15 protein-coding genes and 2 other annotated features (1 of these 17 running past the window's edge) are annotated in these 16,904 nt (G+C 48.0%); of the genes, 14 read left to right on the forward strand and 1 reads right to left on the reverse strand.

What is annotated here, in order from left to right:
* Positions 1–289, forward strand: a binding site (T-box leader); it begins 69 nt to the left of the window's first position.
* 52 nt (positions 290–341) lie between these two features.
* Positions 342–647: a binding site (T-box leader), on the forward strand.
* Positions 648–836: 189 nt separating this feature from the next.
* Positions 837–2,393, forward strand: a complete 1,557-nt coding sequence (locus MHB82_RS06195) for a 2-isopropylmalate synthase (RefSeq protein ID WP_341174163.1) — start codon at positions 837–839, stop codon at positions 2,391–2,393.
* Between the two features lie 574 nt (positions 2,394–2,967).
* On the opposite strand, the gene MHB82_RS06200 is transcribed toward MHB82_RS06195, so the two are convergent.
* Positions 2,968–4,923: an ABC-F family ATP-binding cassette domain-containing protein gene (locus MHB82_RS06200; RefSeq protein WP_095360674.1), complete on the reverse strand. Its 1,956-nt coding sequence runs from the start codon at positions 4,921–4,923 to the stop codon at positions 2,968–2,970.
* Positions 4,924–5,201: 278 nt separating this feature from the next.
* On the opposite strand from MHB82_RS06200, the gene MHB82_RS06205 reads away from it, so the two are divergent.
* The 13 genes from MHB82_RS06205 (at position 5,202) to MHB82_RS06265 (ending at position 16,828) form a co-directional block, all read left to right on the forward strand.
* The gene (locus MHB82_RS06205) at positions 5,202–5,825 is read left to right on the forward strand and encodes a 5-formyltetrahydrofolate cyclo-ligase (protein WP_095360673.1); all 624 of its coding nucleotides are present in this window, start codon (positions 5,202–5,204) and stop codon (positions 5,823–5,825) included.
* Positions 5,826–5,834: 9 nt separating this feature from the next.
* Entirely contained in the window at positions 5,835–6,347 is a 513-nt protein-coding gene (moaC, locus tag MHB82_RS06210) for a cyclic pyranopterin monophosphate synthase MoaC (RefSeq protein WP_095360672.1), read from the forward strand.
* A gap of 37 nt (positions 6,348–6,384) precedes the next feature.
* On the forward strand, positions 6,385–6,870 hold the full coding sequence (locus MHB82_RS06215) for a MogA/MoaB family molybdenum cofactor biosynthesis protein (protein WP_095289023.1): 486 nt from the start codon (positions 6,385–6,387) through the stop codon (positions 6,868–6,870).
* A gap of 187 nt (positions 6,871–7,057) precedes the next feature.
* Positions 7,058–7,312 carry a twin-arginine translocase TatA/TatE family subunit gene (tatA, locus tag MHB82_RS06220; RefSeq protein ID WP_095360671.1) on the forward strand — a complete coding sequence of 85 codons (255 nt, stop codon included), beginning with the start codon at positions 7,058–7,060 and terminating at the stop codon, positions 7,310–7,312.
* A 78-nt stretch (positions 7,313–7,390) separates the two neighbouring features.
* On the forward strand, positions 7,391–8,173 hold the full coding sequence (gene tatC / locus MHB82_RS06225; protein WP_110821396.1) for a twin-arginine translocase subunit TatC: 783 nt from the start codon (positions 7,391–7,393) through the stop codon (positions 8,171–8,173).
* Positions 8,174–8,566: 393 nt separating this feature from the next.
* Positions 8,567–8,848, forward strand: a complete 282-nt coding sequence (gene groES / locus MHB82_RS06230; protein WP_090918205.1) for a co-chaperone GroES — start codon at positions 8,567–8,569, stop codon at positions 8,846–8,848.
* Positions 8,849–8,919: 71 nt separating this feature from the next.
* A complete protein-coding gene (groL, locus tag MHB82_RS06235) occupies positions 8,920–10,551 on the forward strand; it encodes a chaperonin GroEL (protein ID WP_090918203.1) in 1,632 nt (543 codons plus the stop codon).
* A 373-nt stretch (positions 10,552–10,924) separates the two neighbouring features.
* Positions 10,925–11,812 (forward strand): AraC family transcriptional regulator, encoded by an 888-nt coding sequence (locus MHB82_RS06240; RefSeq protein WP_341174164.1) that lies wholly within the window; start codon positions 10,925–10,927, stop codon positions 11,810–11,812.
* 44 nt (positions 11,813–11,856) lie between these two features.
* Positions 11,857–12,345, forward strand: coding sequence for a DinB family protein (locus MHB82_RS06245; protein ID WP_341174165.1), 489 nt, complete (start codon positions 11,857–11,859; stop codon positions 12,343–12,345).
* A 179-nt stretch (positions 12,346–12,524) separates the two neighbouring features.
* The gene (locus MHB82_RS06250; protein WP_095360666.1) at positions 12,525–12,812 is read left to right on the forward strand and encodes a hypothetical protein; all 288 of its coding nucleotides are present in this window, start codon (positions 12,525–12,527) and stop codon (positions 12,810–12,812) included.
* Between the two features lie 212 nt (positions 12,813–13,024).
* On the forward strand, positions 13,025–13,582 hold the full coding sequence (locus tag MHB82_RS06255; protein WP_095360665.1) for a GNAT family N-acetyltransferase: 558 nt from the start codon (positions 13,025–13,027) through the stop codon (positions 13,580–13,582).
* 330 nt (positions 13,583–13,912) lie between these two features.
* Complete coding sequence (gene rhaD / locus MHB82_RS06260) at positions 13,913–14,758, forward strand: rhamnulose-1-phosphate aldolase (RefSeq protein WP_221807128.1); 846 nt, start codon at positions 13,913–13,915, stop codon at positions 14,756–14,758.
* Positions 14,759–15,010: 252 nt separating this feature from the next.
* Positions 15,011–16,828 carry an APC family permease gene (locus MHB82_RS06265; protein ID WP_341174166.1) on the forward strand — a complete coding sequence of 606 codons (1,818 nt, stop codon included), beginning with the start codon at positions 15,011–15,013 and terminating at the stop codon, positions 16,826–16,828.
* The last annotated feature ends 76 nt before the right edge of the window (positions 16,829–16,904 follow it).

Raw genomic sequence — 16,904 nt, forward strand, 5'->3', positions numbered from 1 at the left:
TCGAAGGAAACCAGAAACTCGCCTGGAAGCGGAACGATGGAACACGGAAACTCCCCAGGAGGATCCGAAGGCCAAACTGGTCATGAGAAAGTACATCGTTACGGATTGCCTCCGTGATTGGGCCGTTGCCGTGCAGATGACCTGAATGTCAGGTAAGAACTCGGCAATAACAAAGGGGATTTTTCATCCTTAAGGAAATAGATCGTATGGACGCATACGGAAGCTGCCTTGGGAGCATGGAAAGTCAACAAGAGTGGTACCGCGATGGTTACAGCCTGTCGTCTCTTGCATTATTGCGAGAGATGGCAGGCTTTTTTGATTGAACAAAAGGGTTACATACGATAAATGTAATGAACGGGAGCAGTAAAACGATGAAGCGCTCAGAGAGCTGCGGGGTGGTGCGACGCAGTGGCTGGAATCGTTTGAATCTCGCCCGGGAACGGAGCTGTGGAAACAGGAATTCCTGTGTACACAGCAACGGCTGACCACCGTTATAAGGTGTTTCTCCAGATTGCTTCATTAAGCAGCGCTATGAACAGCGCCGTGATGGTGAGTCTGGAGACGACGAGGTGGATGATATCTGGCGCAAGCCGGAATCGTCAAGCAAGAGTGGTACCGCGGAGGGGAAATAACCCGCCGTCTCTTAGATGAGATGGCGGGTTATTTGTTTTGCTGCCGGCAGCAAATGGGTGGGTGTGGAAGAGCATCGTTTTGGAATGGTGAGCAGGTATTGAATTCAGGAGTGCAAGTCGACATGCACTCAGGAGAAAAAAACCAGCATGGATAATGTTTATCATGGAATACACATACATTGAAATTGATGGAGGCGGAGTATAATGACAACGGAAATGAACAAGCGGAAAATTGAGATCTTTGATACTACACTGCGTGATGGAGAACAGGCACCTGGCGCCAGTCTGCAGCCGGAGCAAAAAATTGAGCTGGCTCATCAACTGGCTGCGCTTGGCATTGACGCCATTGAGCCTGGATTCCCGATCTCCAGCCCAGGTGAGTTCGCGGCGGTCCAGGCGATATCCAGACAACTGCAAAACGTGGAAATTTGCGGGTTCGCCCGTGCGGTCAAAGGAGACATAGACGCTGCAGTGAAAGCAACTGCTGATGCTGCACGCCGCCGGATTCACCTGTTCATCTCTTCGTCAGATATCCATATTGAGCACCAATTGCGTCGTCCGCGCAGTGAGGTCGTCGCTACTGCACGGGAGATGGTGTCCTATGCACGCCAGTTTACCGACATTGTGGAATTCACGGCGATGGATGCAGCCCGGACCAAGATGGATGACCTGATCGAGATGGTTGAGGTAGCTATTGAAGCTGGGGCCAGCATCATCAATCTGCCGGATACCGTTGGTTACGCGCTGCCGCATGAATACGGAGAGATGTTCCGCCGTGTCCGCGAGGGGGCAAGGGGTGGCGATCAAGTACGGTATAGCGCCCACTGTCATAATGATCTGGGACTTGCAGTGGCCAACAGTTTGGCTGCGATCGCGAACGGGGCTTCCCAGATCGAAGTAACGATCAACGGAATTGGTGAGCGTACAGGTAACTGTGCATTGGAGGAGCTGATCATGGCACTGGAGACACGAGGAGACGTCATTGGTGCCACAACGAATATCCAATTGAATCAGCTATATGAGACTTCTCGCCAGATCAGCCGGGCCATGCACTTCCCGATTGCTTATAACAAGCCGGTCGTTGGACGCAATGCGTTCCAGCATGAATCGGGAATTCACCAGGATGGACTGCTGAAGAATCGGAATACCTATGAAATCATGGATCCTGAAGCGTTGGGTATTCCGCGCAGCATGATCATTCTGGGGAAACATTCCGGTCGTCACGCCCTGAAAGACCGTGTTCGCAAATACGGTTTCGAACCGGATGAGCAGCAAATGGAACAATTGTACGAAGTGTTCAAGGAAACGGCCGACAAGCAAAAAGTGGTCAGTGACGACCAGCTGCTGCAAATGGTTAGCCAGACGATGAACATTCCTGCGCAGGATTATGAACTGGTTGAACTGCAGGTAACGGCAGGCAGCATGACAGACCGGATGGCAGCCGTTCGGATTCGGACAGGTGCGGGCGAACAGACGTATTCTGCCGTTGGCAGCGGACCTGTAGAAGCTGCCATTCGTGCGATCGGTCAGAGCATTTCTGATGATATCAGCTTCGTGGATATGGAAATCCATGCGCTGAGCGGAGGAGAAGAGGCGACGGCAGAGGCGGCTGTTGCCGTGGAGCGTGCAGGACGGGAATTCAGAGGAACGGCTACGCATAATGATATTGTTATGGCAGCAGGTCTTGCTTATGTGGCAGCATGTAACGCTGCGGGACTCAAGGCAGAGTCAACGGAAAGCGACAAGTCGGTACACGTATAGAAAAGGTTGTATGGCTAAGGTAAAAGAGCAAAGTGACTTATCGGAAATTGAAAAGCAGACCTTGATCTGAAGGTCTGCTTTTGTCTGATTATGTGAGATAATCTATATAAGTAAAAAGCGATCTGTCAAGATGTGATTATAGTTATCCACATATTCAGGATAATTTGTGGGTAACTGTAGCAAAGCCAATCCAGCAATGTTTTCGAAACTAAAAGGGTTTAGGGGATAGTATACACCTATTGTATCCACAAACTTGTGGATAACGTGGATAACTTGGTGGATAAATATGGTTTTTGTTCAAAAATGCGATTCTACCGCTGTATAATTAACTTTATTAAATTGCTTGCTATCTTGCTTTTCTGTGGATAAATATGAAATGGAGTAGAGTAAAAATATTTTTCACAATTCGAGTAAATTTGACAAATGCAAAATCTCTAAAATAATTCTGAAGTGATTCATATTCAACAATAACAACAGAAAAGCCGATCCGGTCAAGGAGTCGGCTTTTACTATTTCTCTTATTACTAACTGAACTTGCACATGAGCCTAATACGGATGCTAACGAGGGGTGAAATCAAGACTCAAGCGCGAGGATTTCCCAATCTTCATACGCTTTGGCCAGCTGGTGCTTCCGTGCTTCCGCATCTCCCTGAAGCTCCTGCAGCTTCATGTAATCCTGATACACCTCTGGCAGGGCCATCTGGGCTTCAAGCTCTGTAATTTCCGTTTCCAGCTGGGCAATCTGCTGTTCGAGGGCTTCCTGTTTCCGCTGCCGATTACGCTCCTCACGCTTGGCCTGTTTGTCTGCTTCGAATGAAGCGGCTCCGGATTTCTCGGTTGGTTCCTGATCTGGTTTCACAGAACGCTTAGAGGAAGAGAGAGCTGCTTCTTCAGCTTCGCGTGCGATGTCCTCAAGCTCCTGCTTCTTCTCAATATAGTCATCATAGTTTCCGAGGTAATGCTCTGTTCCTCCAGGATGCAGCTCCACGATCCGTTCAGCCATTTTGTTGAGGAAATACCGGTCATGAGAGATGAACAGCAGTGTGCCTTCATAATCCATGAGCGCTGCTTCCAGCACTTCTTTGGCAAAAAGGTCGAGATGGTTGGTAGGCTCATCGAGAATCAGCATGTTGGCTTCCTTGAGCATGAGCTTGGAGAGGGAGACACGAGCCTTCTCACCGCCACTCAGCGAGGAGATCTTTTTGAGTACATCGTCTCCGCTGAACAAGAAGTTGCCAAGCACGGTACGAATTCTTGCTTCCTCCATGCCGGGATAAGCGCTCCACAGTTCCTCCAGAACCGTATTATTGGGGTTTAGGCCCGTTTGCTCCTGATCATAATAGCCGATCTGCACCTTGGTTCCCCACTGGATCTGGCCGCTTACCGGGCGCAGGCTTCCGGTGAGGCATTTCAGCATCGTGGATTTCCCGATCCCGTTCGGTCCAATCAGCGCTACCGTTTCCCCGCGTCTAAGATCGAATGAGACATTGCGAAATAATGGCGAAGCTTCATCGTAAGCGACGGAAAGATCGTCCACACGAAGCACTTCCTTACCCGACATGACGGCTGTCTCAAAAGAAAAATGAGCTTTCTTCAAATCACCCATCGGCTTGTCCAAACGTTCCATCTTGTCCAGCGCTTTACGGCGGCTCTGAGCACGCTTTGTCGTGGATGCACGTACAATGTTTTTCTGTACAAAATCCTCCATCTTGGCGATCTCATCCTGCTGTTTCTCGTACTGTTTCATCTGACTCTCATACTCGGCAGCCTTCAGCTCCATATAACGGCTGTAGTTCCCTGTGTACTTTTTGGAGCGGTGCCGTTCGATCTCCACAATGGTGGTCACCAGCCGATCAAGGAAATACCGGTCATGGGATACAACGAGCAGTGCCCCTGAATAACCTCTTAGATAATCTTCCAGCCACGTTAGGGTCGGAATGTCCAGATAGTTGGTAGGCTCGTCCAGCATAAGCAGGTCAGGTGCCTGAAGCAGGATGCGGGCAAGTGCAAGACGTGTCTTTTGTCCGCCGCTTAGTGTAGCAATCGGAGTATCGGGTGAAAACTCGCCAAAGCCCATGCCGTGCAGGACGCTGCGGATGCGCGTTTCCATCGCATAACCGCCGTGGTCCTTGAACCAGTCCGATCGCTGTGCGTAGCGTTCAAGGAGGTCCGCATACTTTTTTTCGTCCTCCATCTGAGCCGGATCGGCGATATCCTGTTCCATCTTCCGCAGTTCAGCCTCAGCCTGGGTCAGGTGAGAGAAAACATGCATCATCTCCTCCCAGATGGAGCGGTCGGATTGCAGACCACTGTTCTGGGCGAGATAACCTAGGGTTGTCTCTTTGGATTTGAAAATTTGTCCGCCATCATAGGACATTTCGCCCGCAATGATTTTGAGCAGGGTGGATTTCCCCGCACCGTTCACACCCACGAGTCCGATGCGTTCACGTTCTAATATTTGTAAGTTCACGCCGTCCAGAATCGGATCGACACCATAACGTTTAATAATTCCGGATACTTGCAGCAGCATATAATTAAGTTCCTCCATAGGTCCAGTTCTTGATTACTCAACTACATTCCAGTTTACATGAAATACAGATCAAATGCACCGATAACGAGCGCCCCGGCGTGTAGTCTTTTTGCTCAATCAATGATAAACTGAAAGAAGACATGTGAATATATGAGGATTTTGCAGAAAATCACTCATTTTAATTTTTTCAACGAGACGACAACTGGTCTTAACATATAATTGTTTTGAATTGACGCTTTTTTACTACCTTCCACATCAACAGGAGGTTATCCAGGAACATGCAGGATCGGACGGAACCCAAAAGCCAGCTTCGTTCCAGACTGATGAAGCGTCGTGATCTGATGGATGAGGCAATTCGGCAGCATGCCATGAGTAAAGTTAGTCTTGTGGCTAAACAGGAGCTGCAGCGACTTCGGCAGGACAAGCAGAGGTTGACGATTTTTAGCTACTTGTCATATAGAAGCGAAGCATCCACGGCCTTTCTGTTTGAGGATGGTTGGAAGCACGGCGACAGGATGTTCGCACCGAAAGTACTGGCGAATCCGGCCCGTATGGAATTAAGGCGGGTGGCCGGAGAGCACGATATTGAGCCTGGCGTATGGGGGATCCCGGAACCCAGAGACACCTGCGAGGTGCTTCAGCGTGAGGAATGGCCGAATATTGATCTCGTCATTGTACCCGGTCTTGGATACGATCTTCACGGCGGACGAATTGGTTATGGTGGCGGATATTATGACCGATTTGCCGAGCAGCTCGAAGCAGAGTGCTTCAAGGCGGGGAAAAGGCCGCTTCTCGCTGCACTCGTCTTGCCGGGACAACTGCAGGATGACATTCCGATGGACCCGTTTGATCTGCGTATGGATCTGTTGATGACAACCGAAGGTATACTACATATCGAATAAAGGGTTGTGATGGTATTGAACTCCAATGCAAGGAATGGATCGGATTCGAGCGAAGGCAAGCTGACACATTTTAATGAGCAGGGACGTGCCCGTATGGTGGATATTTCGGGCAAGGAAGTAACTGTGCGTACGGCAGTGGCCGTATCCAAAGTCACGATGAACCCCTCCACACTGGAAGCCATTCGGGAGGGACGGATCGGGAAGGGCGATGTGCTCGCCGTGGCTCAAATCGCAGGAATTCAAGGCGCCAAGAAAACGTCAGACTGGATTCCGATGTGCCATCCGCTGGCACTGAATGGTGTGGATATTCGTTTTGAGGACAACGGACTGGACGAACTATCGATTCAGGTCACGGTCAAAACAGAAGGCAAAACCGGTGTCGAGATGGAGGCGCTCACGGCGGCTTCAGCAGCGGCACTGACGATCTATGACATGTGCAAAGCACTGCAAAAAGACATGATTATCGGACCAACGATGCTGCAATCCAAAAGTGGTGGCAAAAACGGTGATTTCAACCGATAAGGGACATTTATTTTCATAGAGGAGAAGGGTGATCTTTATGGTGTGGAGAACAGCAATCCTGACAGCCAGCGACAAAGGGGCCCGCGGGGAACGTGAGGATACGAGTGCACAAGTAATCCGGGAGCTAGTGGAAGAAGAACTGGGTGGGGAGATCGTGGAATACCGCATCGTTCCGGATGAACCCGATGAGATTATTGCGGCCTTGATTGAGATGACAGACTATTTTCATGCAGACCTTGTACTAACGACCGGAGGTACAGAGCTGGCGATTCGTGATATTACACCGGAAGCTACGCGTCGGGTCATTGAACGTGAAGTTCCGGGAATGGCAGAAGCGATGAGATACAGCGTTATGAGCAAAAATCGTTCCGCCATGCTGTTCCGGGGCGTGTGCGGGATTCGTGGACGTACGCTGATTGTCAATTTGCCGGGTACACCGAAGGGTGTGCATGAGCACCTGGCTGCGATTATGGATCAGCTTCCCGAAGCGCTCCTGATGGTTACAGGGCAATTTAAGCAATAACGGCAATCAACCCGGAAAGATGTAGGGTTAAAAATCGTTTCTTTTATACTCCTTAGTTGATTTTGCGGGTTATGTAAGTGGTTACATCTGTGGTATGATGGGCTTAATTGTAAATTACAGCAGAGGCATCTATGAGTGTAGGGCCAAGTGTACGCATCTTCGAAGCTTGAGACGAGGAGGAATATCAATGTTAAGTTCCATTGGACCAACAGGTTTTATTTTGCTGGCCGTGATCGCTTTATTGTTGTTTGGACCTAACAAGCTCCCGGAACTGGGACGTGCTGTTGGACGTACTTTCCGTGAATTCAAAGAGGGCGCACGTGAAATCATCTCTGAGGATGATTCGTCCAATCGCAAAGAGCAGGAGAAATCCAAGCCGCTGGCAGTGGATAGTGAGCCTGAGCCCGCTCCCAAGCCTGTAGACAAGCGTCTGCCGGAGTAACCTGACGGCAATGAATGAGAAAATCCCTTCCTGCCGGAAGGGTTTTGTATTTTAAGCTGGCAATAATGGAGGGCAGGAATGACGCAGCAGAATGAAGAAATGACCATTACGGAACATTTGAGTGAGCTGCGCAAGCGGCTGATCTATGTGTTAAGCGTTTTTGTGCTGGGCCTGGTGGCAGGATTCTTCGTAGCAGATCCGGTGTACCGCTATTTGACGAAGGCGGAATCGGCTCAGGGGTTTGTACTGCACGCCTTCTCCTTCTGGGATGGAATAGGGATCTATATGAAGATTGCCGGTCTATTTTCATTGATTATTACGCTGCCTTTTACGGTGTTTCAGATCTGGAAGTTTGTAAGTCCAGGCTTGCGGCCCCGTGAACGGAAAGCGACACTGAAGTATGTACCTTATGTATTTCTGTTATTTCTCGTTGGACTGGCCTTTGCGTACTATGTTGTATTTCCGATGGCACTCGCTTTCACTTCTACGATTACGGAGAAGATGGGGCTTGTGGAGACCTATGGAATGAAACAGTATTTCAGTTTCCTGTTTGGAATTGTGCTGCCGGTATCGCTGTTATTTGAGCTTCCGCTGCTCATCATGTTTCTGACAGGGCTTCGGATATTGAATCCAATCCGTCTGCGAAAGATGCGGCGGGTGGCTTATTTTGTCCTGATCTTCATCGCAGTTGTTGTGACGCCGCCGGATTTCATATCCGATCTGCTTGTTATGATTCCGTTACTCCTGTTATATGAGATCAGTGTGTTTCTGTCTGCCATCGTATACCGCAAGCAGCTTGCGGCCGATGAAGCGGCAGAGGCCAGATATGTACGTGCCAACAATGAGCAGAGCGCAGGTTAAGTGATCCTTCCTGTGCTCTTGTTCTTGCACCTTTCAATTAGACTATGCCCGGTATAATGAATTACGCAGAGATCTTCGTTCTGGGACAGGCAGGCATATTTTGCCCAGCAATGGATACAATGGTGAAGGGCTGTTTAGTGATTCGCTTAGAGCTGATTGGTGACTTGGTAACAGGGTTACGCAATAAGAGGTGTAGGGCTGAACATGCCATTTTGGTGTCCTGATGTTAATGCAGCGTAAATTCTCGCATGAATTCTTCAAAAGGACTTGAAATCATGCTTCAAGTTGAGTATCATAAAGTTGGTTGTTAGCACTGAACACTGTCGAGTGCTAATACATATGGCTACAACCTACAATGCAACGTTATATAATTTCAAAAGGAGGCTATTTTTCATGATCAGACCTTTAGGTGAACGCGTATTGGTAGAACCACTGGAGCAAGAGCAAACAACTTCTTTCGGGATCGTACTTCCGGACTCTGCTAAAGAAAAACCGCAAGAGGGCAAAATTATTGCCGTTGGAGCGGGTGCACTGAAAGACGGCGTACGTGTAGCTCTGGAAGTGAAAGAAGGAGATCGCGTAATCTTCTCCAAATATGCCGGAACAGAAATCAAATTCGAAGGTAAAGAATATTTGATTATGAAAGAGAGCGATATCCACGCGATTCTCGACTAATTCAAATTTAATCGGTTAACCGAACCATATAGCAAGATCATTTTACAATATACTAGGGAGGTTTTCTTACCATGGCTAAAGACATTAAATTTAGTGAAGACGCTCGTCGCTCCATGCTTCGCGGTGTGGATGCATTGGCTAACGCAGTAAAAGTAACGCTCGGTCCTAAAGGCCGTAACGTGGTTTTGGAGAAAAAATTCGGAAGCCCGCTCATCACGAATGACGGTGTAACCATCGCTAAAGAAATCGAACTGGAAGATGCATTCGAGAACATGGGTGCACAACTGGTTAAAGAAGTAGCAACCAAAACAAACGATGTTGCTGGTGACGGTACTACAACAGCGACTGTACTTGCTCAAGCACTGATCACAGAAGGTCTGAAAAACGTAACTGCAGGCGCTAGCCCGATCGGTATCCGCAAAGGGATCGACAAAGCAGTTAAAGCGGCTGTTGCTGAACTGCAATCCATCTCCAAACCAGTTGAAACTAAACAATCCATTGCACAAGTTGCAGCAATCTCTGCAGCTGACGAAGAAGTAGGCGAACTGATCGCTGAAGCTATGGAAAAAGTGGGCAAAGACGGCGTAATCACAGTTGAAGAGTCCCGTGGATTCGCAACAGAGCTGGAAGTGGTTGAAGGTATGCAATTCGACCGCGGTTACATCTCCCCATACATGATCACAGATACGGACAAAATGGAAGCTGTTCTGGACAACCCGTACATCCTGATCACAGACAAAAAAATCTCCAGCACACAGGACATCCTGCCATTGCTTGAGAAAATCGTACAACAAGGCAAACCACTGGTATTGATCGCTGAAGATATCGAAGGCGAAGCACTGGCGATGCTGGTTGTAAATAAACTGCGTGGTACATTCAACGCTGTAGCGGTTAAAGCCCCTGGCTTTGGTGACCGTCGTAAAGCAATGCTGCAAGATATCGCTGCCCTCACTGGTGGCCAAGTGATCACGGAAGAACTGGGTCTGGACCTGAAATCCGCTGTTGTGGAACAACTGGGTACAGCTCGCCAAATCCGTGTAACCAAAGAAAACACAATCATCGTTGACGGTGCTGGTAACAAATCCGATATCGATGCACGTGTTAGCCAAATCCGTACGCAACTGGAAGAAACAACTTCCGAGTTCGACAAAGAGAAACTGCAAGAGCGTCTGGCTAAATTGTCCGGCGGTGTAGCGGTAATCAAAGTCGGTGCGGCTACTGAAACTGAATTGAAAGAACGCAAACTACGTATCGAAGATGCCCTGAACGCAACTCGCGCTGCGGTTGAAGAAGGTATCGTATCCGGTGGTGGTACTGCGCTCCTGAACGTATATCATGCTGTTGCTGGTGTAGCACTGTCCGGTGACGAGCAAACAGGTGTAAACATCGTGCTGAAAGCACTGGAAGCACCAATCCGTACGATCGCTGCTAACGCTGGCGAAGAAGGTTCTGTCATCGTGGAACGTCTGAAAAAAGAACAAGTGGGCGTAGGCTTCAACGCTGCTACTGGCGAATGGGTAAACATGATCGAAGCAGGTATCGTTGACCCTGCGAAAGTAACTCGCTATGCGCTGCAAAACGCTGCTTCTGTAGCGGCTATGTTCTTGACTACTGAAGCGGTTATCGCTGACAAGCCAGAACCTGCAGGCGCTGCTGGCGCTCCTGATATGGGCGGCATGGGTGGAATGGGCGGCATGATGTAATAAAGGTTTTACAACCTTTATGAACCATCTAGCAACTCATATCCATGAGTAGAAGAAGACCCCGAGAGATGTACACTGAACAAGTGACTTCTTTTGGGGTCTTTTTGTTTCGTTTGATGACAGCAGGATGGTTGACTGCTTGCAGGTAATTTAAATTTGATATACCTTTCATCTCAATTTCAGATTCATTTAAGGTAGTGAAGGTAATATCAATCTTGTAAGCCCCTTCTCGTGTTAAATAGATGTGTGACTGGCCCTATCGGATTGTCCTCCGGTAGGGCACTTTTTTTCCTGAATTATCCTTGAGATGATATGATAGAGAAAATAGTAGAGTGATTGAATAGTTATCTGACGTTTAGGAGGGGAGTTTTCGGTGGACGCCAGGCTGCACCCGTTGTTCAGGCCAATCCAGATGAATGGGACCGATGTACACACCTATTACATAGAACAAACACCGTCTCACCCGATGACAGCCTATATCGCTTGCTTCTGGGAATCGGGGACTACTTCTTATACTGGTTACAATCCTTTAGAGAGTGTGCACGGCAGAGTATTACCTGATGGTTGTACGGATATCCTGATAACATATGATGCTGTTCTTCAGCAGCATTCTTTTGCCTACTGTGGCAATTATACAGAGCCGTTTGCCATTCCAGTGAGTGTAGAGATCAACCCGCCTGCGGACTATACCTTTGGGGTTCGATTTTTCCCCGGTGGGGCACGTCACTTTCACGGTTTGCCGCTGGAATCCTTCACGGACAGGCGCGTCCCCTTGGAGGAATGCTGGCCAGCTAACATCGACGAGCTTCGCGAGCGAATGGCTGGGACCAAGCATTTTGAAGAGAGGGTGCAGGTCATGGAGACGTACTTGTGCCTATTATCTGAGGATGGAAGTACATATGAGAAAGATTTGATGAAGAATGCCATGCACCGGATCTTTGTTCATGGTGGGCAGTTGAGTGTGAAAGAGCTGGCCAGCTGTGAGGTTGTCAGTGAGCGGCAGCTGCATCGCAAGTTCGGTGAATGGGTGGGGATCAGCCCCAAACGGTTTAGCGAGGTCGTTCGGTTTCACTGTGTTCTGAGAGATATCCATCAGGGGCGTCGTATGGACTGGTCGGCACTGGCTCAGAATCATGGATTCTTCGATCAGGCCCATCTGATTCGGCAATTTCGCAAGTTATATGGAGAAACCCCACTGACCGCTGCGAGCGAGCATCGCCGGATGTTGTCCGAATTGTACAATAGATCAGACGAGCTATAGTATATACTGGACATGTAGAACTTAAAATAAAGGGGACTTAACCTATGAATGGAACAATGCAAATTCGAGATCATCTGTTGGATGAGTTGGAGACAGGTGTACGGACCGGAGCTTCTCTGATTCGCCTGATTCGTCCGGAAGACTGGGCTTATCGCCCTCAGGAAAACATGCGTTCACTGGTGGAACTGGTTCACCACTGGATCCAGATTACGGCATCTGACCTTGCCATCATGCAGGAGAAAAGTGAAGCGGAAGTTGGAACAATAGAGAATAGTCTATCTGGTATCGAGGATATTAAACAGCTGGAAGCGGTCCTGTGGCGCAATTTTGAAACGTACAAATCGTACATCGTATCACTGAGTGAAGAGGACCTGTTGAATCGATCTACCACCGCCTTTTATATGGAGCATGGACATGTACAGGTGAAATGGCAAATTGAGACGGTAACCCATGTGTTCCATCATCGTTCCCAGTTGTACAACTATCTCAAGCAACAAGGACATGAGTTAAACTTTTTCATGTTATATGCATAATCATGAGGCCCTGAAGGCGGACACATCTTTTGTCGATCCCTTTGGGGCTTTTTTTGTGTTAGTGGCTCATATAAACTATGAATTCTATCAAAATGGACATAGTTCCACGGTCAATTTACCGTTACAATGCTAGATTTCAAACATAGAATACCGTATCAAAGCAAAAGGAGGTGATTTCAATGGCCATCCTTTTACCACAACAGTTTTACAACTTGGCTGCTGGCGTAGGGAAATCGTATTACGAAAATCTGTTTGGAGGTACTAATGCCAGCATCACGGTCAACAACTTTGGACCTGCTCCGGTAGATCTGGTTGTCACTCGTGTCAATGCACCCGTGATCACGTATACGATTCCTGCAGGTAACAGCCTCACGTTGTCGGTTCATTTGCTGCTCGTTGCTGCCTTGTTAACTACGGTTGCAGGTGCTTCGACCGGTACGATCCAAATCGCAACATCTGATTTCTAATGAATGCAGCATGCTTTGATAAGCCCTTGTCGGACTAGATGTCGACAGGGGCTTTTCTTATTTATGGAGAGATAATTAAGATAGATGGTAGTAATAGAGTCACAGCCTGTTATTTCTAATAATAAATCCTTCTGTTTATGAGGGAAGCTATTCGAGTAATTTATAGTAGAGTCATTCGTAGAAGCATGCATAGAAGCAGGAGGGGTAGGAATATGGATCAAACCAATAAAACAGGCGTGAAAAGCAGAGAAACATTTCTGGAAACGGAACGTCTTCAATTCTCTACCTGGAGCGAGGAGGACCGACCCTTGGCTTCTGCACTCTGGGGGGATCCCGAGGTGACGAAGTGGATTAGCAGCAAGGGGTTCATGAGCGAGGATGAGATCGAAGCCAGACTTGCGCAGGAAATGGAACGGCAGCGGGAGATGGAGGTGCAGTACTGGCCACTTTTTGATAAGGAAACAGGTGTGTTCGTAGGGTGCTGTGGATTACGTCCTTATGCGCCAGAGGAGATAATCTATGAATTCGGTGTTCACCTGACCAGAGATCACTGGGGGAAAGGCTATGCACTTGAAGCGGGGAAGGCTGTTATTCGCTATGCATTTGAGCAATTGGGTGTTCAGGCACTCTTCGCAGGACATCATCCAGAGAATGGTGTATCCAAACGGCTGCTGCAGAAGCTGGGGTTCACTTATAAGAAAGATGAATTCTACGAGCCGACAGGCAAGATGCATCCGTCTTACATTTTTGTTGAATCAGACATGAAGTAGTTGTACCTATACGGCGTCGTTCTGTTTTTCATTGTTTTTTTATGCGATTTTCAGCTTCTATTAAGGTAGAGGGGGTAAGATATTTCTTGTAAACCCCTTCTCGTGTTAGATAGATGTGTGACTAGCCCTGCCGGAATTCGGCAGGGTATTTTTTTTTGGTATGGTTTTAAAATATATAAAATCAAATATAAACAAAAATAAATAAAGATAAAATGTGGTTTTTTTATTGACTAGTAAAGATAAACAAAGGTATAATGAATGTGAAAAAAGGAACTTACTATGTACGTGAATCGTATCGATCGACATTTTCCAAACAAGGAGAGAATGATCATGAACGTGACCCTTAGAAACGAAGCGACGCAAGCACCGGGATGGAATATCCCCTTTATCCGTGAGATGGCGGAGATTACGCAGCATATGTGGAAAAATGGTTGGGATGAGCGCAACGGAGGGAATGTCAGTTATCTGCTGGAAGAAGAAGAAGTGGCAAGATACATTGATGTTCATCAGGTTATAAGGCGGATTAAACCCGCGTTTTCGGTCCATGAACTGGCAGGCAAATATGTGATCGTAACCGCATCGGGCAAATATTTCAAAAATGTACTTGCGGATCCGGAGAGCAATCTGGGCTTGCTGCGTGTCTCGAATGATGGAGAAGAGCTGGAGGTGCTCTGGGGATTGAAGAACGGGGCTAATCCAACGAGTGAGCTGCCTACGCATTTTATGAGCCATATTGAGCGTCTAAAAGTGGACCCGAACCACCGGGTCGTCATGCATAACCATGCCACCAACGTGCTGGCGATGACGTTTATCCACGAACTGGATGAAGTGAAATTCACGAAAACCCTATGGCAGATGTGTACGGAATGTGTGGTCGTTTTCCCGGACGGCGTTGGCATCATCCCGTGGATGGTACCTGGATCGAATGAGATCGGCCGTGAGACGGCGGAGAAAATGAAGGAAGTTCATGCGGTCATCTGGCCGCAGCACGGGATCTTCGGGACAGGAACAACCATCGATGAGGCCTTCGGTCTCATTGAGACGATTGAGAAAGCAGCCCAGGTTTACATGTTGGTTGCGGGTCATGAGATTCAGCAGCGAATTACGGACGAACAGCTGACCACGTTGGCTCAGGCGTTCGGGGTTACCCCGCGTGCAGGTATACTTGATAATTGAGAAGCTGATAAAATGATTGGCCCTTGGTTCTATGAACCAAGGGCCATTTCTTATTTTTCGGCTAACAAACGTCATTTTGGTTCAAAAAAGTTCAAAACACTGATAAAGAACCGCTTTGTTATCCATTATTGAATCGTAGGATGCATTATCACACGCTGGCGATTTTCGGGTGAAATGACGTATTGTCAGGGAGCTTTGGATTTTGCATAATAACAATGCTTCACAGATGAGAGATGGAAGGAAGTCATGATCATGCTTGGCAAAATGAAGAGAATCTTAATCGGCAGACCGATGAAATCGGCTGAACTGGATGCAGAAAAGTTGGGGAAATGGAAGGCACTCGCCATCCTGTCCTCCGATGCGCTATCCTCTGTAGCCTATGGAACGGAACAGATTTTGCTGGTGCTCGTAGCGGCCGGATTTGCCGCCTTGTGGTATTCTGTGCCCATTTCCATCGCCGTACTCGGATTACTCGTCATTTTAATTTTTTCCTACCGTCAGACGATATTTGCTTATCCTACAGGTGGCGGTGCGTATATCGTAGCCAAGGATAATCTGGGGACAACATCCAGCCTAATTGCTGGAGGATCTCTGCTGGTCGATTATATTCTAACGGTTGCTGTAAGTTCATCTGCAGGGACGGATGCCATTACATCGGCTTTTCCGGTGCTTCATGATTACAGCGTAGTGATTGCACTAATCATGATTGTTTTTCTGACGATTATGAATTTGCGTGGGGTTACGGAATCGGCTTCCGTACTGGCCATTCCGATCTACCTGTTTATCTTTTCAATTGCGGTTTTGATTATATCCGGCGGCATTAAGTTTCTGACAGGCGGCATGGAAGCAGCCGCGCCTGAATTCGGAACAAGTCTGTCTCATGTGAGTATATTTCTGCTGCTGAAGGCATTCAGCTCCGGCTGTTCCGCTCTGACCGGTGTGGAGGCCGTCAGTAATGCCATTCCAAATTTCAAGCAGCCTGCCGAGAAAAATGCAGCTGGCACGCTGATGCTCATGGGATGTATTCTTGGGGTTATGTTTATCGGGATCACGTTGCTCGCCTTCGGTTACGGAGTGAAACCGGATCCCCATGCTACGGTGATATCACAGATTGCCGAAGCAACCTTCGGCAGAGGATGGATGTATTTTATCATCCAGGGGGTGACGGCACTCATCTTGTTCCTGGCAGCGAATACGGCGTATTCCGCATTCCCGCTGCTGTCCTTCATGATGGCCAAGGACAAATATATGCCTCATATGTTTATGGTTAGGGGAGACCGGCTGGGCTTCTCGAACGGCATTATTTTTCTGAGTGTCATGTCCGCCTTGCTTGTTGTTGGATTCAAAGGAAATACGGAAAGCCTGATCCCGCTCTACGCGGTGGGGGTGTTTATCCCATTCACCCTGTCGCAGCTAGGCATGATGATTCGCTGGATCAAAGTGAAGCCGTCAGGCTGGCAGATGAAGCTGCTGGTGAATACGATCGGTATGCTGACCACACTGTCGATCACCTTGATCTTCATTTTCACCAAGTTCACGCAAACGTGGGTCATCTTTATCTTTTTACCGCTTGTTGTATATGTCTTCATGCGTATTCACCGCCATTACTGTAATATCGCAGATGAGCTGCGCATTGATATTAAGATTGATAAGCCAGCGCAAAAAGGCAACACGATTGTCATTCCGGTAGCTGGTATTACGCGGGTGGTCATGAACACGATCAGTTATGCGCAGACGATGTCGGATCATGTGGTGGCCTTGTATATCGGATTCGATGATGAGTCCATCCGCAAGATGGAGCAGAAGTGGGAGGAATGGAACCCGGGTGTGCGACTGGTTGTTATCAAATCGAGATACCGCAGCATTATGGGCCCGCTGAAGAAATTCATTGATACCGTGGAGTGGAAAACGGCCGCGACCGACCATATCACCATTTTGATTCCGCAATTCATCACCAAGCATTGGTGGCAAAATGTCCTGCATAACCAGACCAGCTTCATGATTAGGGCTTATCTGATTAATTATAAAGACGTGATTGTGACGACGGTCCCGTATCATCTCAATCGATAGAGCTGTGCCACTGCCTTTTGAGCAGTCGCGCCTTATCTAAATTCTACCGATTACATTGCCTTTTCCATGCTATCGC

Source organism: Paenibacillus sp. FSL K6-2862 (genome assembly GCF_038005125.1).
Lineage (GTDB): Bacteria > Bacillota > Bacilli > Paenibacillales > Paenibacillaceae > Paenibacillus > Paenibacillus illinoisensis_A.